22 protein-coding genes and 1 pseudogene are annotated in these 19,834 nt (G+C 61.6%); 14 read left to right on the top strand and 9 right to left on the bottom strand.

Annotated features, from left to right (window positions below):
- Positions 1 to 10: 10 nt before the first annotated feature.
- The 7 genes and pseudogenes from ACVWZ5_RS12290 to ACVWZ5_RS12260 form a co-directional block, all read right to left on the bottom strand.
- On the bottom strand, positions 11 to 1,324 hold the full coding sequence (locus ACVWZ5_RS12290; RefSeq protein ID WP_280087776.1) for a heme utilization protein: 1,314 nt from the start codon (positions 1,322 to 1,324) through the stop codon (positions 11 to 13).
- A gap of 52 nt (positions 1,325 to 1,376) precedes the next feature.
- Positions 1,377 to 1,949, bottom strand: a complete 573-nt coding sequence (locus ACVWZ5_RS12285; RefSeq protein ID WP_084942182.1) for an adhesin — start codon at positions 1,947 to 1,949, stop codon at positions 1,377 to 1,379.
- 1 nt (position 1,950) lies between these two features.
- The gene (locus ACVWZ5_RS12280) at positions 1,951 to 2,394 is read right to left on the bottom strand and encodes a hypothetical protein (protein WP_084942181.1); all 444 of its coding nucleotides are present in this window, start codon (positions 2,392 to 2,394) and stop codon (positions 1,951 to 1,953) included.
- Between the two features lie 298 nt (positions 2,395 to 2,692).
- On the bottom strand, positions 2,693 to 3,244 hold the full coding sequence (locus tag ACVWZ5_RS12275) for an AAA family ATPase (protein ID WP_062574240.1): 552 nt from the start codon (positions 3,242 to 3,244) through the stop codon (positions 2,693 to 2,695).
- Positions 3,241 to 3,807, bottom strand: a complete 567-nt coding sequence (pnuC, locus tag ACVWZ5_RS12270) for a nicotinamide riboside transporter PnuC (protein WP_028691553.1) — start codon at positions 3,805 to 3,807, stop codon at positions 3,241 to 3,243. Before pnuC ends, ACVWZ5_RS12275 begins: the two co-directional genes overlap by 4 nt.
- A 95-nt stretch (positions 3,808 to 3,902) precedes the next feature.
- Positions 3,903 to 4,637: a methyl-accepting chemotaxis protein gene (locus tag ACVWZ5_RS12265; RefSeq protein ID WP_425049109.1), complete on the bottom strand. Its 735-nt coding sequence runs from the start codon at positions 4,635 to 4,637 to the stop codon at positions 3,903 to 3,905.
- A gap of 138 nt (positions 4,638 to 4,775) precedes the next feature.
- Positions 4,776 to 5,447: pseudogene (locus tag ACVWZ5_RS12260) on the bottom strand (cache domain-containing protein); the annotation flags it as partial.
- A 390-nt stretch (positions 5,448 to 5,837) separates the two neighbouring features.
- Here ACVWZ5_RS12260 and ACVWZ5_RS12255 point away from each other — a divergent pair.
- Positions 5,838 to 6,668, top strand: coding sequence for an undecaprenyl-diphosphate phosphatase (locus ACVWZ5_RS12255; protein WP_062574238.1), 831 nt, complete (start codon positions 5,838 to 5,840; stop codon positions 6,666 to 6,668).
- A 1-nt stretch (position 6,669) separates the two neighbouring features.
- On the top strand, positions 6,670 to 7,089 hold the full coding sequence (locus tag ACVWZ5_RS12250) for a DUF1294 domain-containing protein (protein ID WP_062574237.1): 420 nt from the start codon (positions 6,670 to 6,672) through the stop codon (positions 7,087 to 7,089).
- 12 nt (positions 7,090 to 7,101) lie between these two features.
- On the opposite strand, the gene ACVWZ5_RS12245 is transcribed toward ACVWZ5_RS12250, so the two are convergent.
- Positions 7,102 to 7,770: an HAD family hydrolase gene (locus ACVWZ5_RS12245; protein WP_062574236.1), complete on the bottom strand. Its 669-nt coding sequence runs from the start codon at positions 7,768 to 7,770 to the stop codon at positions 7,102 to 7,104.
- 159 nt (positions 7,771 to 7,929) lie between these two features.
- Between ACVWZ5_RS12245 and ACVWZ5_RS12240 the strand changes: the two genes are divergently transcribed.
- From ACVWZ5_RS12240 to ACVWZ5_RS12225, 4 genes are all read left to right on the top strand, one after another.
- Positions 7,930 to 8,340: an acyl-CoA thioesterase gene (locus tag ACVWZ5_RS12240; RefSeq protein ID WP_028691548.1), complete on the top strand. Its 411-nt coding sequence runs from the start codon at positions 7,930 to 7,932 to the stop codon at positions 8,338 to 8,340.
- 269 nt (positions 8,341 to 8,609) lie between these two features.
- Positions 8,610 to 9,137 carry a thioesterase family protein gene (locus ACVWZ5_RS12235; protein WP_062574235.1) on the top strand — a complete coding sequence of 176 codons (528 nt, stop codon included), beginning with the start codon at positions 8,610 to 8,612 and terminating at the stop codon, positions 9,135 to 9,137.
- 160 nt (positions 9,138 to 9,297) lie between these two features.
- Positions 9,298 to 10,059: a hypothetical protein gene (locus tag ACVWZ5_RS12230; RefSeq protein ID WP_258800117.1), complete on the top strand. Its 762-nt coding sequence runs from the start codon at positions 9,298 to 9,300 to the stop codon at positions 10,057 to 10,059.
- Between the two features lie 3 nt (positions 10,060 to 10,062).
- On the top strand, positions 10,063 to 11,661 hold the full coding sequence (locus ACVWZ5_RS12225) for a hypothetical protein (RefSeq protein WP_062574233.1): 1,599 nt from the start codon (positions 10,063 to 10,065) through the stop codon (positions 11,659 to 11,661).
- A 62-nt stretch (positions 11,662 to 11,723) separates the two neighbouring features.
- On the opposite strand, the gene arsN2 is transcribed toward ACVWZ5_RS12225, so the two are convergent.
- Positions 11,724 to 12,218 carry an arsenic resistance N-acetyltransferase ArsN2 gene (arsN2, locus tag ACVWZ5_RS12220; protein ID WP_457340634.1) on the bottom strand — a complete coding sequence of 165 codons (495 nt, stop codon included), beginning with the start codon at positions 12,216 to 12,218 and terminating at the stop codon, positions 11,724 to 11,726.
- Between the two features lie 178 nt (positions 12,219 to 12,396).
- Here arsN2 and ACVWZ5_RS12215 point away from each other — a divergent pair, with 178 nt between their 5' ends.
- The 8 genes from ACVWZ5_RS12215 (at position 12,397) to ACVWZ5_RS12180 (ending at position 19,783) form a co-directional block, all read left to right on the top strand.
- Entirely contained in the window at positions 12,397 to 12,753 is a 357-nt protein-coding gene (locus ACVWZ5_RS12215; RefSeq protein WP_062574231.1) for a metalloregulator ArsR/SmtB family transcription factor, read from the top strand.
- Positions 12,754 to 12,782: 29 nt separating this feature from the next.
- Positions 12,783 to 14,066, top strand: a complete 1,284-nt coding sequence (locus tag ACVWZ5_RS12210) for an arsenic transporter (protein ID WP_062574230.1) — start codon at positions 12,783 to 12,785, stop codon at positions 14,064 to 14,066.
- A gap of 14 nt (positions 14,067 to 14,080) precedes the next feature.
- Positions 14,081 to 14,551 (top strand): arsenate reductase/protein-tyrosine-phosphatase family protein, encoded by a 471-nt coding sequence (locus tag ACVWZ5_RS12205; protein ID WP_435767933.1) that lies wholly within the window; start codon positions 14,081 to 14,083, stop codon positions 14,549 to 14,551.
- Positions 14,552 to 14,574: 23 nt separating this feature from the next.
- Positions 14,575 to 15,288 (top strand): arsenical resistance protein ArsH, encoded by a 714-nt coding sequence (gene arsH, locus ACVWZ5_RS12200; protein ID WP_457340633.1) that lies wholly within the window; start codon positions 14,575 to 14,577, stop codon positions 15,286 to 15,288.
- Between the two features lie 291 nt (positions 15,289 to 15,579).
- Positions 15,580 to 16,662 (top strand): ArsO family NAD(P)H-dependent flavin-containing monooxygenase, encoded by a 1,083-nt coding sequence (locus ACVWZ5_RS12195; RefSeq protein WP_457340632.1) that lies wholly within the window; start codon positions 15,580 to 15,582, stop codon positions 16,660 to 16,662.
- The gene (locus ACVWZ5_RS12190; RefSeq protein WP_084942174.1) at positions 16,655 to 17,215 is read left to right on the top strand and encodes an arsinothricin resistance N-acetyltransferase ArsN1 family B; all 561 of its coding nucleotides are present in this window, start codon (positions 16,655 to 16,657) and stop codon (positions 17,213 to 17,215) included. The genes ACVWZ5_RS12195 and ACVWZ5_RS12190 overlap by 8 nt, the downstream gene beginning before the upstream one ends.
- Positions 17,216 to 17,936: 721 nt before the next feature.
- Positions 17,937 to 18,914 (top strand): NAD(P)H-dependent flavin oxidoreductase, encoded by a 978-nt coding sequence (locus ACVWZ5_RS12185; RefSeq protein WP_084942173.1) that lies wholly within the window; start codon positions 17,937 to 17,939, stop codon positions 18,912 to 18,914.
- Complete coding sequence (locus tag ACVWZ5_RS12180; RefSeq protein WP_084942172.1) at positions 18,911 to 19,783, top strand: crotonase/enoyl-CoA hydratase family protein; 873 nt, start codon at positions 18,911 to 18,913, stop codon at positions 19,781 to 19,783. The genes ACVWZ5_RS12185 and ACVWZ5_RS12180 overlap by 4 nt, the downstream gene beginning before the upstream one ends.
- The last annotated feature ends 51 nt before the right edge of the window (positions 19,784 to 19,834 follow it).

The raw sequence follows: 19,834 nt of genomic DNA, 5'->3' as shown, positions 1-19,834 counted from the left end.
GTCACAGCTGTCAGAACGAGGTGTTGGAGATGGCCAGCGAGTTGCTTTGCTGGTTGCCCACACCGGCTGCCACGTTCACGCCGAGGTTGCCGCTGCCACCATTCACCGAGCCACTCAGGGTGGCGGTGTTGGTCACAGGGTTGGCCCAGCCGGTAGGCGTCAGCACCTGGAAGGACACGGTGTTGCTCAGGTCATACGAGCTGGATTCGCTGTAGCTCTTCGAGCCGGATTTGGACGATTCGTTGGAGGCGCTGCCCGACTTCTCATAAGAGGAGTCGTAGGCTTTCTCGAACGCAGAGTCGCGGGCTTTTTCGTACGAGGAGCTGGAAGACTTCTCGTGCGACTTGTCATACGACGCGTCGATCGAGGCGCTCAGCGAAGCATCGAACGAGTCGGTGCGGCTGCGTTCGTGGCGACCGAAGTCCTGGGTATGGGTCACGCTGCCATTGGCCGAGGCATCCAGCGAAGCGTTCAGAGAACCGCTTGCCGAAGAGCTCGAGTCATGGCTACGCGAACCACTGGCGCTGGAGCTGTTGGAACCACTGGCATTCCAGCTGTTCGAACCGGCAGCATCCCAGCTCGACGAGGCGCTGCTGTCCTTGCTGTAGCTGGAGTCCTTGTCGAACGAGGCGCTGCCACTCCTGGTGGTGGTCAAGGTCAGCGTATCGACCCGGTAGGTGCGGTCGGCGCTGTTGTTCACGACCAGGCCTGGGCCGTTCTGGTCGGCGGAGGCGGTGGCGGTGGCGTTACCCAGTGGCGCATTGGAGTTGGCAATGGCCATGGTGTTTTTCTGCTGGTTCAGGTCGCCACCGGCAATGTTGATGCCCATGTTGCCGCTGCCGTTGTTGCCCGAGCCGCTCATGATGCCGGAGTTGGTGGTGCCGTAGTTGTTGACCTTGTTGTTGTTGCTGTACTGACGCACATCGGCGGTGGCCGAGGCGGAGCCGAACACGAAGCTGTTGTCCAGGCTCGAGTCGGCACCGGCATTGGCGATGGCGGCGGCGTTGTCCTGCTGGTTGCCGGCGCCGGCTGCCACGTTGACACCGACGTTGCCGCTGGTGCCGGAAGCCGAGCTGCTCATTTCGGCTTCGTTCACGGTGCCTTCATTGTTGATGCGGTTGTTGGTGCTGCTTTGCTTGTCCCAGGCATTGGCGGTGGCATACACCGGGATCTTGGTAGGAGGAGGGGTGTGATGACCGTTGTTGTGGCCGTGGCCATTATTGTGTCCATGGCCACGCGGATCATTCTGCCCAGCTTGTACAGCCACAGCCATGATCGCAGCAATTGCGAAAACCAGAGGCTTGAGTGCCATCGAGGGTTTCATGGTGGTTCTCCGTACTTTATTTTAGGTTAAGTGTTGTTGTTACCTGGTTGGGTCAATCTGCGACCCGGATGCTCAGGGTGTTGGCCGTTCGGTTTCCCACCCCTGCACTCTGATTCAACTGCACCACGCCACGGCTACCGGTGAATGCCTGGTCGCTGGTGCTGACCTGGCGGTGGCCGGGTGTCTGGGCAGTTGGATCCGAGCTGTTGACCAGCGCCACGTTCTGTTGCAGAAGGACGCTGTCGTCGATGCTTTGCGGTTGGGCACTGACGCTGATGCGCAGTGCGTTGGCTTGCTGGTTGCTGGCGCCGGCACTCTGGTTGACACCGAGGATGCCGTTGCCGTGACTGAAGGCCGTGCCCTGGATGCTGGACTGCGCGTCCATCGAAGGATCGACCTGGGTGCGCAGGCGCTGGCGGATCTGCGTGCTGGCGTTGGCGTCGTGGCCAATGGCGATGGCCCGGGCGTTGACCTGTTGCTGTTGGTCGCCGGCCGCCTGGTTGACCCCAAGGTTGCCTTGGTATTGCGCGCCTGAGCTGTCAATGGTGGCGTTGTTGATCACGGGGGATTGGGCGAAGGCCGAAGCACTGCACAGCGTGGCCAGGATCAGCAGCGAATGCCTCATGTTACTGGCCCCCGTTGAGGATCTTCAGGGCGCCCAGGCCTTGCTGGACGTTCGAATTGACCATGTTGGCGATACCGTTGCCGCCCGAGCCCGAGCCACGTCCGCCGGCGATGTTGGGCAACTGGGTCTGGTTGCCGATGTTGGCGCCGATGGTGTTAGTCTGCTGGGTGATCAGCGAGTTGATCCCGGCACCGCTGGTGATACCGGCGAAATCGCCATCGCTCAGCTCGCTGGTCTGCTTGAGGATGTGCGCGGACGGGTTGGTATTGACGGTGACCGGGTTGGGGTCGGGCATTACCGGAGCGCGTATCGCGCTGCGGGTCTGCACTTCGCGGGTGATGACGACGATGCCGTTGTCTGCCTGGACAGGCAGGCTGAAGCTGGACCCCAACGCGCAACCGAGCAGCAGGAGGTGACAGATCTTGCCTTTTTCTGGTTTCCCCACGATGGCAATTCCTTCTTCGGCGTTTGGGCCTGGGGCCGCGTTGCCAGAAGGAGAGCAGGAGCTGTGCCGGTTTTGGTTATTGCTTGAGAATCAGGATCTTGGGTGGGAAGTGCGGATGCGTCAGGGAATTGTTGTATCAGGGCTGAGACAGATCTCCGGTGAGGCAAGGGTCAAACCCTGCAATACCGGGCTTCGAGGGGAATTCGCCGCAGGTGTATCAACGGTGTGACACTGCCCCCGAAACTGCGGGATTACGCGCAAATCCGGGGGGTATGGCCATTCGGTGTGTATCAGCGGCTTAACATTCAGTGGGGAAAACCGGGGCTTTTCCGTCAAGCAAGCGTTGCACTGCGTCCAGCACCTTGGCACTGCGTTGCGGCCAGTCACCATCGATGATCTGCAGGTTCTGTCGGTGATGCTGCAACCAAGCCAGGCTGTGGTCAAAGAACGCCTGGCGTTCCTCCAGTCGGGGCTGGCAGCGTTGCCCGTCACCGACCCATTCGACGCCCTCTGGGCGCAGCAGCAGGTGCAGGTCGTAATGGCGGGTCTTCAGCGCCTCCTCGATCCAGGCAGGGCAGTCGCCGAAAAGGGCCCGGCTCCAGAGGATGTTGCTGAGCAGGTGGGTGTCGAGGATCAGCAGCTCCGGCGCCTGTGTGCGGCCATGATCTTCCCAGGCCAGCTGACCGCGGGCGATGGCGGGGATGTCGGCGTAGCAGGTGTCACGTTGCTCACAGTCCATGAAGTGGCGGACATATTCACCCACCAGCACGCCGCCGAAATGCGCCTGGATCTCGCCGCTCAGCCAGCTCTTGCCGCTGGACTCCGGGCCGCACAGCACCAGGACCTTCATGCCGCCGCCAGCGCCGGATCGCGGCGCCACTCCAGCCAGCCGCGCACGGCGATCAGGGTGAACAGGGCATAGAGCGCGGCGGTGAGGTACAGGCCCTTGTACAGGAACAGGCCGACGAAGATCACGTCCACCACTACCCACAACGCCCAGCATTGCAGACGCTTCTGCGCCATCCACAGCTGCGCCACCAGGCTGAAACCGGTGAGGGCGGCGTCCAGCCAGGGCTGGGCGGCGTCGGTCCAGTGCGCCATGCCCGCGCCCAGCAGCAGGCTGGCCAGCAGGCCGGCCGCCAGGCCTTTGAGCATTGGCGCGGGGGCCAGGCGGGTCACCTGGCGGGCGTCCTCGATGCGGTCCGGCCGGGTCCACTGCCACCAGCCGTACAGCTGCAGCACCGCGTAGACCAGCTGCAGGAGCATGTCCGAGTACAGTTTCACCTCGTAGAAGATCCAGCTGTACAGCACCACCATCACCAGCCCGATCGGCCAGCACCAGGGGTTCTGCTTGACGGTGAGCCAGACGGCGATGACGCCGAGCGCGGCGGCGAAGAGTTCGAGGCCGGACATCGGCGATCCTTGGGCGGGGAAAGGCGGGATGCTAACCGCTTCGAGCGGCACGCTTCAAGCAGCGGGCGGACGTATCTGCCCGCCGCTTGCCGCCGCTAGACCCTGAACTGGCGCAACAGTTGCTCCAGCTCTTCGCTCAGCCGCGCCAGGGCCACCCCGGCGTCGCTGGACTGGCGCGCCGCCTCGGCGGTCTGCTGCGAAAGGTCGGCGGTTTCGGTGACGTTGCGGTTGATCTCCTCGACCACATGTGACTGCTGCAGGGTGGCGCTGGCGATCGAGGCATTCAACGCACCGAGGTTGCCCAGCGCCAAGCTGATGGCATCCAGGCTGCTGCCGGCCTCGCGGGCCTGCTCGACGGTCTGGCGCGAGGCTTCGCTGCTGGTGTCGATGGCTCGTACCGCGGCCTCCGACTGCCCTTGCAGGTGCTCGATCATGGTCTGGATCTCGGCGGTCGACTGGGCGGTGCGCTGGGCCAGCAGGCGCACTTCATCGGCGACCACGGCGAAACCACGGCCCTGTTCACCGGCGCGGGCGGCCTCGATGGCGGCGTTGAGGGCGAGCAGGTTGGTCTGCTCGGCGATCGAGCGGATCACCTCGAGCACGCCGCCGATCTTGGTGCTGTGACTGGCCAGTTCGCGGATCACCTGCACCGCCTGCTCGATGGTCTCCGAGAGCCGGTCGATCTGCTGCAGGCTGCCGTGGATCGCCTGCTGGCCGTGGCCGACCTGGGTCTGGGCGTTGCGCATCTCGCTGGAGGCCTGCTCGGCGTGCTTGGCCACGTCGTGCACGGCGTAGGACACTTCGTTGATGGCGGTGGCCACCTGGTCCATCTGCATGGATTGCTGGGTGCTGCGGGCCTGCGCGGCGCCTGCGTTGTCACCGACATGGCCGGCCGACTCGGCCAGGGCATGGGCGGCGCCCTGCAACTGGCCGATCACGCCCTGCAACTTGCCGTTGAAGCGGTTGAAGTGCTCGCCCAGGTGAGTGATTTCATCACGCCCATGGGTGTCCAGGCGTCGGGTCAGGTCGCTTTCGCCGCTGGCGATGGTGCCCATGGCCTGCACGGCTTCCTGCAGCGGACGGGCGATGCTGCGGGCGATCAGCATCACCAGCAGGGCCATCAGCAGGGCAATGCCCAGGCCCAGCAGCGAGGCGTCGCGCAACTGGCGGGCGAACTCGGCCTGCACGTCGTCGATGTATACGCCCGAGCCGATGATCCAGCCCCAGGGCTTGAACAGCTGGATATAGGACGTCTTCTCCACCGGTTCGCTGGCGCCCGGTTTGGGCCAGCGATAGTCGACCGGCCCCGCGCCCTGGCTGCGGGCCAGGGCGACCATTTCGTTGAACACGGCAAAGCCATCCGGGTCGCGGATGGCCGAGAGGTCCTGGCCATCGAGCTTGGGGTTGGCCGGGTGCATGATCATCTTCGGTTGCAGGTCGTTGATCCAGAAATAGTCGTTCTGGTCGTAGCGCAGCCCGCGCACCACTTGCAGGGCTTGCTGTTGCGCGGCCTCGCGGGTGAGCGTGCCGGCGGCCTCCAGGCCCTGGTAATACGTCAGGATGCCGGCGGCGGTCTGCACCACGTGGCGGGTCTTTTCGGCCTTGGCCTGGTACAGGTCGCCGTGGAGCTGGCGCAGCATCAGCAGGCCCAGCACCAGCAGCATGGCCACGGCCACCAGCAGGATCAGCCACAGACGGCGGCTGATCGACATCGACCTCAGGGTCTTCATGATGCGTTACTCCAGTCTTTGTTCTTTTTATCCAGGGCATCCAAGCATGCTTTGCCGCCGGCCCCCACTCGACCAACGGCTAATGAGTCTTTCTTGACATCCCGTGTAGCAGCTAACGCAAGCCTTGAAACACAGGCTCTGTTAGGATTTCGGCCGCCTCAGATGAAACCTTTAGGCAACCGCGTTTTTCAGCTGGCCTTGGCAGCTACAGTCACTGTAAAAAGCACGCGCCGCGTGCGGCATCATTGAGTCAATCAAAACAAGCGGCCTGCCATGCGCAGCGTCGCACTTGGGGGAAGGATGGATTTTTGGAGTGCCTTGCAGGCAATCATCTTGGGCGTGGTCGAGGGGCTGACGGAGTTCCTGCCCATTTCGAGCACCGGGCACCAGATCATCGTTGCCGACTTGATCGGCTTTGGCGGCGAACGCGCCATGGCGTTCAACATCATCATTCAGCTGGGGGCCATCCTCGCGGTGGTGTGGGAGTTCCGGCGCAAGATCCTCGACGTGGTACTGGGCCTGCCCACGCAGGTGCCGGCGCGGCGCTTCACCGCCAACCTGCTGATCGCGTTCTTCCCGGCGGTGGTGTTGGGCGTGCTGTTCGCCGACCTGATCCACGAGTACTTGTTCAACCCCGTTACCGTCGCCGCCGCGCTGGTAGTGGGCGGGGTGATCATGCTGTGGGCCGAGCGTCGCCAGCACCGCGTGGAGGTCGACCATGTCGACGAGATGCGCTGGAGCCATGCGCTGAAGATCGGTTTCGTCCAGTGCCTGGCAATGATCCCCGGCACCTCTCGGTCGGGCTCGACCATTATCGGTGGCCTGTTGTTCGGCCTGTCGCGCAAGGCGGCCACCGAGTTCTCGTTCTTCCTGGCGATGCCCACCATGGTCGGTGCGGCAGTGTATTCGGGGTACAAGTACCGTGAGTTGTTCCAGCCGGGTGACTTGCCGGTGTTCGCACTCGGTTTCGTGGTGTCGTTCATTTTCGCCATGATCGCTGTGCGCGGGCTGCTCAAGTTCATCGCCAACCACAGCTATGCGGTGTTTGCCTGGTACCGGATCGCCTTCGGCCTGCTGATCCTGGCGACCTGGGAGTTCGGCTGGGTCGACTGGTCGACGGCGCACGGCTGACATGGCGCGCAGGCAGAACGCGCCCACGGGCGAGGCGGGCATACGCCATTTACGCCTGAAAGTGCTGATGCTGGTGGTGCTATGCCTGTTGCCGGTTTTCGGTGGTGTGCAGATGGGCCTGGGCGGCCGAACATGGCTGCCCTTGGCAATGTACCTGGCGGCGAGCCTGGTCAGCCTGTTGTTGTACTGGCAGGACAAACAGCAAGCCCGCAGCCAGGCTTGGCGTACCCCCGAGAAGGTGCTGCACGTCAGTGAGCTGCTGGGCGGCTGGCCGGGCGCGCTGGTGGCGCAGCAGCTGTTTCGGCACAAGACCCGGAAGGTCTCCTACCAGGCGGTGTTCTGGGGGATCGTCCTGCTGCACCAGGTGTTCTGGGTCGACTACCTGTTCCTGGCGGGGCGTTGGAGCAAGGTCGTGATATGAGGGATTTTCCGATCAATCACACTGTCGCTGCATCCGTTCGATCAGATCCCACAACCGCGGATCATCATACGTCTCGATCACCAGGCTAGCCCCAGCCTCCATCAGCCGTTCGGCAGGCTGGGTGGTCGCCAGCCCCACGGTGAAGATTCCGGCATCGACGGCGGCCTTGACCCCCGGCAGCGAATCCTCGAACGCCAGCGCCTGCCCGGCCTTGGCTCCCAGGCGCTGCAGCCCGGTGAGGTAGGGCAGGGGATCGGGCTTGGGCCGGGCCAGTTCGTCCGCTACCAGCACATGCTCGAAACGTGCGCCCAGGCTCATGGCCCCGAGCATGTGTTCGGCGTTCAGGCGCGGCGCGTTGGTCACCACGCACATGCCGATTCCCTGTCGTTCGGCGTGGTCCAGCAGGCGCAGCAGGCCGGGCATCGACGCCAGTGTCGGTGACAGTTCACGAAACAGCGCTTCCTTGCGCTCGGCCAAGACCTGGCGGCTGGCGGCATCGGCCTGTGGGAACAGTTCGGCGAACAACGGGCCGTTGGCGCGGCCGCTGACCTGGGTGTTGAACTGCTCCTGCGTCAGCTCGCGACCGTCATGGTCGAACAGCAGCTTGCGGAAGGCTTGCAGGTGCAAGGTGTCGGTATCGGTGAGCGTCCCATCGAGGTCGAACAGCAGGGCGGTCAGCATTGGGCATCCTGAGGCTGGAGAAACCATTCAGCATCATAAGGGATCAGGGTTGGAAAATGTACTTGGCGGGCAGTGCGGGGGTAAGTCAAGGTGCCAGCCGTTTTACCGTGTGCGTTAGTATGGCCTGCCAGGCATTCCTAGCACGGAGCACCCAACGCCATGCCTTTTGTCACCACCCGCAAGATCCTGTTCGGCGACTGCGACCCCGCCGGGATCGTCTATACACCGCGTATCTCCTATTTCGTCATCGAGGCGGTCCACGAGTTTCTCTCCCACTGCCTGGGCGGCGAAGGCCTGCGCAGGTTGTTCGCCATGGGCGTGATGCCGCCGGCGCGGGCCCTGTCCATCGAGTTCCTGGCACCCATGGCTTGGGATGACCTGATCAGCGTGCAGGTCAGCAGTGGCGAGCCGGGTACCACTTCGTTCAGTTTTGCCGTCGAGGCCCGCGGCGCCGGTGGCGAAGTCTGCTTTCGCGCCAGCATGACCCAGGTGTGCGTCTGCCCTGAGAGCAAGCAGCCGGTTGCAGTGCCCGAGGCATTACGCCAGGCATTGTGCAAGCACATGGACTAGCGGAGCACCGCGACGAATAGTTTTCCAATAAAAGAACAAACGTTTCAGCATCAATTGGATATAAAGTCCGAACGTGACCGGTTATTCAGTTGGCGTTTTTCGATTAATTAAGGTGTTGGCCTCTGGTTGCTCCCGGCGAAAGCTGTTAGTTTCGCCACCGCTGAGAGGCAAACAAGCAGGCCTGCAATGAGCCGCTTGCAGCCAACCGATCAATCAACGGTTGGTTGAACAGGGAACGATAATAAAAAATCCTAGGGAGGGATAACCGGATGAACCTGTACATCCGCCTGTTGCTGGCTGTCCTGCGCGGTTTCTTCAAGCCGCCCATGGCCCTGACCGACACGCTGCACCGCACGTTGCGGGTTTGGCCGAACGATATCGACATCAACAAGCACATGAACAATGGCCGTTACATGACCATCGCCGATTTGTTCATGCTGGAACTTTGTCTGCGCGCGAAAATCCTCATTCCAGCCTTCAAGTTGGGCTGGAAGCCGATGCTCGGCGGCAACTTGGTCGTCTACAAGAAGCAACTTTCAATGTTCGAGAAGTACACAGCTGAATTCAGCATCTGCTGCCTCGACGAGAACTGGACTTACTTCCAGTACAGCTTCTTCAACAGCGCAGGCGACGTGGTCGTGACTGGCTACTCCAAAGGCGCCTGGGTTGGCCGCAAGGGCCTGGTCGCCAACGCGGTGATCGCCGAGAAGCTCAAGGTGCAGCCCACCACCGCGGCGATGCCCGAAGCCGTGAGGAAATGGCTGGAAGCTGAAGCCCACGTCCTCGGTAAGGCCTGAGCCAGGCCGCATTGCGGCCCTCTTGCCAGCCACCTGATACCTGCAACGCCTGTCCATTGCTCCACCGTCCCCGGCCTCCGGCCCGGGCGTGCGCGGCAGGCTTTGCCGTGCCCGGCGTTCACGCCGCACATCGATCCATGAACGAGTAGGGAAACCCCTCATGCCGAACACATTGCTGTTGATGCTGGCCTTCTTAGCCGCCTTCCTGCTGGTCGCCGAGCTGTTCAGGCGCTACCGCCTGGTGGGCCTGACCTTCTTCGTGCTGTCGCTGCCGGCGCTGCTGGTGCCCAACGCCAACCTGTTCATGCGCATCAAGACCATCAGCGTGCTGCTGCCCATGTGTTTCCTGGCCTATGCCCGCTACAAGCCAAGGATCGAAGGCTTCATCTACAAGCTGATCTACCTGGTGATCGTGCTGAACATCATCGAGGCCTCGGTGATCGACTGGCAGACCGGCAACATCCTCAACATCGTCGCCGCCGTGGGGCTGATCGTCTGCCTGCCGTACTCGCGCAAGCATTGGGAGGTTTCCGGGCGACACAGTGATTTCGTGGTGCATGTCCCGGCCTACTGGCCCTACCTCTACACCACCTGGAACCTGTGTTTCCTCTACTCGGCGCGGATCACCACCTTCGGCTACGCCCTGCCGCTGTTGCTGGCGCCGGTGGCCTACGCCTTGCTGCTGCGCCGCTCGGACCTGTACTTCCAGGCCCGTGCCTACACCTTCGGTTTCTACCTGTTCGTGCGCACGCTGGCCGGCGACACACCACTGATGAACCTGCCGGCCTTCGACCTGACGGGCTGGTACAGCCCTGACGCGGCGCTCGCCTGGAGCGTCGTCAACGTGATTTTTACAGGCGCCTGCCTGTACAGCTACGGCGCAAGTCGCAACAAGAACAAAGCGATCGAACAAGGAGTTTGAAGCATGCTGGAAGTCATCCTGCTGGCGTTTTTCATCACCGTCAGCCCCGTGATCATACTGATGAGCAAGACCCGCGCCGAGCCGTTGAAGCATGTGTACGTGGGCCTGTACTACGTGAAGTTCGTACCGCTGCTGCTGGCGTTGTACGCGGTCAATCTCGGCACCAGCTTCCTGGCCTGGAAGTGGGTTCAGCTGAAATGGCTGCTGCCTCGTTACTTCGGCTATCGCCACTACAACCGCGATTCCATCTCGATGGAAAGCACGCCGATCCCGGGCACCGACTACCACATGGGCTACATCCCCAAGAAGCTGCCCGCCGAGCTGGTCTACCGCTGGAGAAAGGACAAGGTCTACCACAACTACATCCAGTCGATCATCAAGGCCAACCGCGACTACTACAAGGTACCGCTGGGTCAGTTCCCACAGCCGACGGCCATCTCGGACGAGGACCTGCGGGTGTTCCTGATGTCGTCGCAGATCACCCACTACCTGCAGACGGTCGATGGCGTGTCGACCTTCGACATGCGTGACTTCACCCGGGAGATCCGCCTGTCCAGCTCGGTGTTCGATGTGGCCAGCATCGCCATCGCCGAGGATTTTGCCGCCGACAGCATGCGCATCACCCTGCGCGACGGCTTCAGCGTCGGCCCGGGCGAGCAGGACTGGGACCTGGCCAAGGTGTACTTCATGTCCAACACCATGGTGTTCTTCATCCTTGGCGCGCACCTGCACCACCATCTGTTCTTCGCCGAAATGGGCGCGGCATTCCTGTTCAACCTGGTGCCCAAGGATTGCAACTTCCACAAACTGATGGACCCGCACACCGCCTATATCCTGATGCTCAATCACCAGTTCAAGGAGTCGCCGCTGTCGCTGCGCGAAACCACCGGCATCGCCGACAAGTTCCTCTATAGCTGCATCGGCTACTACTCGGCGCAGACCTTCTACAAGGTCGGCTATGAAAACGCCCTGAACATGTACAACAAACGCCAGACCGAGGACCAGGCGCTGACCCAGAAATTCGAGATCAGGTTCGCCATACCGTTCGACCAGTACCTCAATGGCCAGCACGCGCTCAATGCCCAGTACCGCGACTACTACGCGGCGGTGCTGAAGTTCGTCTCGGCCAGCTACGACGACCTGCTGCGTGACGGCTCCGAGCCCTACATCAACAACTGGGTTGCCGAGCTGTGCCGTTACGTCAACCTGCCGTGCCAGTCCGGCGACAGGGACTTCAACATCGAAGTGATCGCCACCTATATCTGGTACGTGTCGTTCGTCCACTCCCTGGAGCACTACCAGTTCCACAAGTACAAGATGAACTACTGCCTGCTGACCCGGGTGCCGTTCTCGGTTGCCAGGCACCTGCCGCGGGATCAGGTGTTCAGCCAGTACGACATCTGGAAGTCCAAGCACATCGTGCACACCTTCGGCAAGAACCACCTCAATGCCGGCGTATCGGAAAGCTATGCCGACCTGGACTACAAGTTCCGCGACCTGGCGCTGATCGACAGGCAGGAGCAGTTGAAGAAGGACGTGCTGGGGCTGCTGGAAAAACACCAGACGCCGAGCGAGGCGATCGCCCTGTCCATTCGCTACTGAGGCAGGGTGGGGAGGGCGTCATCTTGAAGCGCCCCTGGTTTCCTAGACACCTGAGAACGAACTCACTGACGTTCGTGGAGGCGGATTACCAGTGGTGACACCGAGTTCATGTCGCCACGCTCCTTCACCATGTAGACCGCAGACGTCGGGCAGAGGCTGTTGAACTCCTCCGAACTGGAAATTGCCTTTGGGGCTTGGGATCGGTCTCTGTGCTCATATCCCCGAGCCTCGAAGAAGTCGGGTGCTGTAGTGGTCAGCAGATGAAGGCTCTGGGCTCCGTCAGCTTCCGCTATTCCCTCAAGTGCTCTGAGCAGCAGGGTGCCGATCCCTGACTTTCGCTGGGCCGGTACGACAACCAGTGAGCGAATCAGGCGAGTCCGACCACTTCCTTCAATGCCCCCGTATCCCAGCTCCGTTTCTCCCCGGTGAAAGGAATAGAACATTCGGTCGGGCTGCAAAAGGTCTTGGGTCGGCAAGCCCGCTGCAGTCAGATGCGCAGCCAGGCCTTGGATTTGATCGGTACCAAGCAACCGGACAGAGATATCAGACTGGTTCATTGGGGGACTCTGGGGATGGTATCGACGGCCAGTATAGGGCCCAGAACGCGGTCTTTTTCCAGTTTTATGACGTCCAGTCAGGCGAGGCGATCTTGAATATCTGATTTACCATATATATGAATTGTCATATATTGGAATTTCCAGATATTGGCCGTACACGCATTCCCCAGGAGGTCACATGCGGGAAACACTGACTCCCCCCATCGTTTTCAAATGCCTGGCTGATGACACCCGGGCCCGGATGACCCTGCTGATCGCCCGTGAAGGCGAACTCTGTGTCTGCGAACTTACCCACGCGCTGGAGCTGAGCCAGCCGAAGATCTCCCGGCATCTTGCCCAGTTGCGCGAGGCTGGAATCCTGATGGATCGACGCAAGGGTCAATGGGTGTACTACCGACTGCACCCCGAACTGCCGCAGTGGGTGGACGCGATGCTGAAGGGAGTGGTCGATGCCAACCAGCAATGGTTGACCCCTGATGCATTGCGCCTTGCCGAAATGGGCGAGCGGCCGCAGAGCCCTGTTGCTTGTGCTTGAGACTTCCCTTCGCTGATTGAGTTGTAGTCATGCTGATCGCATTTTTGATTTTCCTGGTGACGATCGTTCTCGTCATCTGGCAGCCCAAAGGCCTGGGCGTGGGCTGGAGCGCCGCACTGGGGGCCGTCGTGGCGCTGCTGGCAGGCGTTGTGAGCCTGTCCGATATCCCCGTGGTCTGGCAGATCGTCTGGAACGCTACCGCCACTTTCATCGCCGTCATCATCATCAGCCTGCTGCTGGATGAGGCGGGGTTCTTCGAGTGGGCGGCATTGCACGTGGCGCGCTGGGGCAGGGGCAGCAGCCGCAAGCTGTTCGCCTTCATCATCCTGCTGGGCGCCGCCGTCTCGGCGTTGTTCGCCAACGACGGTGCGGCACTGATCCTGACCCCGATCGTCATTGCCATGCTGCTGGCCCTGCGCTTTTCCCCGGCGGCGACGCTGGCATTCGTCATGGCAGCAGGCTTTATCGCCGATACCGCGAGCCTGCCGCTGGTGGTGTCCAACCTGGTGAACATCGTCTCCGCCGACTACTTCGGCATCGGTTTCAGCGAGTACGCCTCGGTCATGGTGCCGGTGAACCTGGTCAGCATCGCCGCCACCCTGGGCATGCTGCTGTGGTTCTTCCGCAAGGACCTGCCGCGTACCTATGAGCTCGACCAGTTGAAGGCTCCCGAAGCCGCTATCCGCGACAAGGCGACGTTCGTTGCCGGCTGGTGGGTGCTGGCGTTGTTACTGGTCGGCTTCTTCGCCATCGAGCCGCTGGGCGTTCCGATCAGCGTCATCGCTGCTGCCTGTGCGCTGATCCTCTACCTGATCGCCGCGCGCGGGCACGTGATTTCTACCCGCAAGGTGCTCAAGGACGCGCCCTGGCAGGTCGTGGTGTTCTCGCTGGGTATGTACCTCGTGGTCTATGGGCTGCGTAACGCTGGCCTCACCGACTACCTGACGCAGATTCTCAATGTGTTCGCCGGCTACGGGATCTGGGGCGCGTCTCTCGGGACGGGGCTGCTCGCCGCTGGCCTGTCGTCGGTCATGAACAACATGCCCACCGTGTTGGTAGGCGCCTTGTCGATCCATTCCGCCGAGGCCACCGGCATCGTGCGCGAGGCCATGATCTACGCCAACGTCATCGGCTGTGACCTCGGCCCGAAAATCACCCCCATCGGCAGCCTGGCCACCTTGTTGTGGCTGCACGTGCTGGCCCGCAAGAACATCGTCATCACCTGGGGCTACTACTTCCGCACCGGTATCGTCCTGACGCTGCCGATCCTGCTTGCCACCCTGGCCGCATTGGCCATCCGCCTGAGCTTTTGAACCGGAGATACCTGATGAAAGTCTTGTTCATGTGCACCCACAACAGCTGCCGCAGCATCCTGTCCGAGGCGCTGTTCAATCACCTGGCCCCCGAGGGTATGGAGGCTGTGAGCTCGGGCAGCTTCCCCAGCGGTAAAGTCAATGAGCGGGCACTGAAGACCCTGGAAGCCGCCGGGATCTCCACTGCCGGCCTTTCGAGCAAGGCCTCGGATGCCTTCGAGAACTCTCCTCCCGACATCGTCGTCACCGTGTGCGACCGTGCTGCCGGCGAAGCCTGCCCGATTTTCTTCGGTCCATCGCTCAAAGCCCACTGGGGCCTGGCCGACCCTTCGGCAGTCACCGGAAGCGAGGCGGAAATCGAAGAAGCCTTCCTGACCACGCTGGCGAAGATCGATGAGCGCGTGCGCGCCTTCATGGCGCTGCCTTTCCCGCAACTGAGCCAGGACGAGCTGAAAGCCGAGCTTGCCCGCATCGGCGCGCTGTAGGCCCTGGATCAATGGAGACCGAAATGAACGACCATCTGCCCAATGTCCAGCCAGAACTGCTTGATCTGCCGTCGCTGGGGCGGCTGGAACCGAGGGATCCTTCCACGCATAAACCGCGTATCCTGCTGCTGTACGGGTCGACCCGAGAGCGCTCGTTCAGCCGCTTGATGGTCCAGGAGGCTGCGCGTCTGCTGGAAGAGTTCGGCGCCGAAACCCGTATTTTCGACCCTTCCGGCCTGCCGCTGCCGGATGACGCTCCGGACTCCCACGAGAAGGTGCTGGAACTCCGCGAGCTGATGCAATGGTCCGAAGGCCAGGTGTGGTGCTCGCCCGAGCGTCACGGTTCGATGAGCGCCGTGTTCAAGGCGCAGATCGATTGGGTACCGCTGGCCATGGGCGCCGTTCGTCCAACCCAGGGCAAGACCCTTGCTGTGCTGCAGGTCTGCGGTGGTTCGCAGTCGTTCAACGTGGTGAACCAATTGCGCGTGCTGGGCCGCTGGATGCGGATGTTCACCATCCCCAACCAGTCGTCGGTACCCAAGGCATTCCTGGAGTTCGACGATGCCGGGCGGATGAAGCCGTCCTCCTTCTACGACCGTCTGATCGATGTGATGGAAGAGCTGACCAAGTTCACCTTGTTGCTGCGCGATCGCCAGGATTACCTGGTGGACCGCTACTCCGAGCGCAAGGAGTCGGCGCAAGAGCTGTCCAAGCGAGTCAATCTGCGGTCCATTTGAGGCCATGAGCATGTCGTATCCCTACTCGATGAAATCGCTGCCCCATGCCCCGGAAGCGCTGATTTTCATACCCTGCCCAGGCCCCAGGCCTGCGATCTCGTTGAAAGCCTGGAGACGTTGAAGCAGGCTGGCGCCGTGGCGCTGGGCTGCTGATCGAACTCGGAATGCCGCGCCGCGAGGCGATCGCATGGGTGCAGGAGCTTCGCCCGCGGGCGATTCAGAAACCTGCGCCCATCAACTACATCAACCAGTTCGGCGAAGACTGAGCGCTCCAGCCAGACAGGAGAAACCATGGCCACCGAAGGCGAACTACTCGATGTCATCGTGATTGGCGGCGGGCAGTCCGCGCTGACGGTGGCTTATTTTCTCAAGCGGGCCAAGCTGTCGTTCCTGCTGCTCGACGCCGAAGAGGCTGCGGGCGGGGCCTGGCGCCATGGCTGGGACTCGCTGACGCTGTTCTCGCCCTCCGCTTGGAGCTCGATCGCGGGCTGGCCGATGCCGCCAGTCACCGAAGGTAATCCCGATAGGGATCATGTGGTCAGCTATCTGGAGCAGTACGAGGCGCGCTACGGGTTTCCTATCGTTCGGCCCGTCAGCGTCACGGCGGTGGAGCGAACCGGGCGTGGCCTTCGTGTTCGCTCGAAGGACCGCGACTGGGAAGCCCGTGCCGTCATCAGCGCAACGGGGACTTGGAGCAAGCCCTATGTTCCGGTCTATCCTGGGGTGGAGCTGTTCCGGGGGCAGCAAATTCACTCCGCCCATTACCAGTCACCAGAGGCTTTCCAAGGAAAGCGGGGGCTGGTCGTTGGTAGTGGTAACTCGGGGGCGCAAATCTATGCGGAGTTGTCCGAGGTCACTGACGCAACGTGGGTAACCACGGAGGAGCCGTCGTTTCTGCCAGATGACGTCGATGGGCGGGTGCTGTTCGAACGCGCTACCGAGCGCCTCAAGGCTCAGCAGGAAGGCCGTGTTATCGACGCACCTGTCGGCGGGCTTGGCGATATCGTCATGGTGCCCTCGGTAGTCCGGGCTCGCGAGCGCGGAGCCCTTCGTGCTGCAAGGCCTTTCACCTCATTCATGCCGGATGGGGTCGTCTGGTCCAATGGTGAGAAGGCCCAGATCGATGCGGTGGTCTGGTGTACTGGATTCCGGCCGGCGCTGGATCACCTGAGGGCACTGGACGTGCTGGCTGACTACGGTAGGGTCGAGGTTGATGGGGGGCACTCTATCCGCGAGCCGCGCCTCTGGCTGGTGGGATATGGCGACTGGACCGGCCTGGCCTCGGCGACGTTGATCGGCGTCACCCGTACCGCGCGCAGCACAGTCAACGAAGTAGTTGAATACCTGAACAGCTTGGAGCAGTCGGATGCATAGCGGAATCGAGATTCGTGTCGCCAGACCAGAGGATGCAGAAGAGATCCAGATCATCTACGCGCCCATCGTGCTCAACACGGCCATCTCATTCGAAGAGGCAGTGCCGAGCGTGGAGCAAATGTGTGAGCGGATCTCCACCACACTGCAAACCTACCCGTATCTGGTGGCTGTGCGAGAAGGACGGGTAGTCGGCTATGCCTACGCCAGTCAGCACCGGGCGCGCGCGGCGTACCGGTGGACGGTAGATGTGACGGTGTATGTCGCTGAGGGGCAGCGCCGCAGCGGAATTGCTCGCCAGCTCTATGATGTGCTGCTGCCGGTTCTGAAGCGTCTGGGGTATCGCTCGGCTTATGCCGGCATTGCCTTGCCGAATGAAGGTAGTGTCGGGCTGCACGAGCGACTCGGTTTCCAGCACATCGGTACGTTTCCGCAGGTCGGATTCAAGCTCGATGCTTGGCATGATGTGGGGTATTGGCGGTTTGATTTCGGTGACGAAGGCCTTCGTCCCGAGGAGCCAATAAGCTTCCTATCCCAAATCCCAATGCCACGTTAGAGCGTCCCAGTGCGTTAGGGAGAACCTCAAAGTCCATGGGGTTTCGTACTGGAGGCCTGGAAGTCGTGACTGAGGCGGACCCGCTTTTGCGCAAACTTTTTATCCGAACATACGAACTTGGGGATGCAGACACCCGGATTTGGCGTGAATAGCCTGCGAGCGAATGCCCACTGCTTGTTTCTATCACTCCACACCAGATCTTCATGGCCGACGTTGCCGATGAGTGATCAGCGCTGAATAGCAAGGGCATCACGTAGCGGTTGCAGAAGATCTGCAAGACTGGAAATCAGGTATAGGGGCCAAGGGTACATGGGGTTGGTCTGCACGATCTGGTTTGCTGCATACAGGGTACCGGTAATCAGGAGTGAGACCACACTGGCAAATACGATTCGGCGCATGAGTGCCTCTGGGCCCGGTGCTAGGGCGGATACTGGTTCTTGTTATAGGTGAGCCTGAACTGCAAATACTCAGGCCCAGGCTTGTAAAGTGGGCAAGTTCGCCGCGTGATACAGGCCTTCAGCCCGTTGCGTAGTCCATGCGCATGCGGCGTTACGTCCTCGCCATCGCAAACGCCCAAAGGGCATTGCCAAGCAACGACTCCTCGACTTAGCATAACAAAAGTTATTTTAATGTCGAGCACCTGGCTCTGCCCAAGCGCGGACCTGGGATGCGGGCAACCGTATCCCTGTCTGCTTACCCATGGCACCTATGAGGAAACCCGATGCATACAAGAATTACAGCGCTGACCGGTACACGCTATCCCATCGTTCAGGGGGGAATGCAGTGGGTGGGGCGCGCGGAACTGGCGAGCTCGGTATCCAATGCAGGGGGGCTGGGTATCCTGACAGCCCTGACGCAGCCGACTCCCGAAGCGTTGGCTCAGGAGATCGCCCGCTGCCAGACCCTCACGGCCTTGCCGTTCGGTGTCAACCTGACCATCCTACCCACCACGTCACCTCCACCTTACGACGATTACGCGACCGCCATCATCGAAAGTGGTGTCAAGGTTGTCGAGACAGCGGGCCGCAGCCCTGCAGAACTGGTGGAGCGCTTCAAGGCCGCTGGCATCAAGATCATCCACAAATGCACGTCTGTCCGTCATGCTCTGTCGGCAGAGCGTGCGGGTGTCGACGCGGTTAGTATCGATGGTTTCGAGGCCGCCGGTCATCCTGGCGAGGATGATGTACCGGGGTTGATCCTGATTCCAGCCGCGGCAGCCGCATTGCGCATACCGATACTCGCCTCGGGCGGCATCGCCAACGGTGCAGGCATGGCCGCAGCCCTGATGCTCGGCGCCGAAGGCATCAACATGGGCACGCGCTTTATGCTCACCCAGGAAGCACCGATTCACCCGGCCATCAAGACTGCTATCGCCGCGGGCAGCGAGCGGGACACCCGGCTGATTTTCCGAGCTTTTCGCAATACTGGTCGAGTGTTCAGTAATGCGATCTCTCAGGAGGTGGTCGAGATCGAGCGCAATCCCGGGGCGCAGTTCGAGGATATCCGGCCATTGGTAGCCGGCGCGCGGGGCAGGGCGGCCCTGGAGAGGGGCGAGGTGGATGGCGGTATTCTCTGGGCAGGCCAGGCCATCGGCCTTATCGATGACATACCGACCTGCGCGGCACTGATCGAGCGGATCATGACCGAGTGCCGTCAGGCGATCACGCGCGGAGCGAACTTGTTCGGGGCGCAATCATGACCTACAGCACCCTTCGCTATGAAGTCGACGCCGACGGTATCTTGCTGCTGATCCTCGCCCGGCCGGATAAGCTCAACGCGTTCACCGTAGAGATGTGCGATGAGCTGGTAGATGCGTATGGGCGGGCCAGCCAGGACGATGCAGTAAAGGCGATTGTCGTGACCGGGGAGGGGCGTGCCTTCTGCGCAGGCATGGACCTGTCGGTGCCAGGTAATGTCTTTGGCCTTGATGAGCAGCTTGCGCCGACCCTCCAGGACATGCGTGAGCGCAGTCATCTGCCGGAGATCGAGCGAGGCGTCAGGGACACCGGCGGCCGCGTCGTCCTGGCGATGCTCGACTGCCTCAAGCCGATCATCGGTGCGATCAATGGGCCAGCCGTGGGGGTTGGCTCAACCATGTTGCTACCCATGGATTTTCGCTTTGCGTCTGCCCAGGCCCGCTTCGGCTTCGTATTCGGCAAGATTGGGGTCACACCGGAAGGTTGTTCGACCTGGTTTCTGCCGCGTATCGTCGGCCTCGAAACGGCCTTGGAATGGATGTACAAGGCTGAAATATTCGATGCCGAGGAGGCACTGGACAAAGGGCTGGTACGGGCGTTGCTGCCGGCGCAGAGCCTGGTGGCCGAGGCACGGGCGTTTGCGCTTTCCCTGGTGCGCGACCGGTCACCGGTGTCGGTTGCATTGATTCGGCAGATGCTGTTCAGAAACGCCAACCAGGCGCATCCGCTTGCCGCCCATGAGATTGAGTCGTTGGCGATGTTCTATACCAGCCAGGCCGATGGCAAAGAGGGCGTCTGCGCATTTCTTGAAAAGCGCAAGCCGCAATTTTGTGGCAAGGCTTCCAACCTGCCGTCGTTCTATCCGTGGTGACGCTACCGCCGCTTCATGTGGGACGCCTGGCCATTGTGGCCAGGCAAACCG

It is taken from the genome of Pseudomonas sp. TE6283 (genome assembly GCF_054060555.1).
This window is presented reverse-complemented; position numbering and strand designations above follow the sequence as displayed.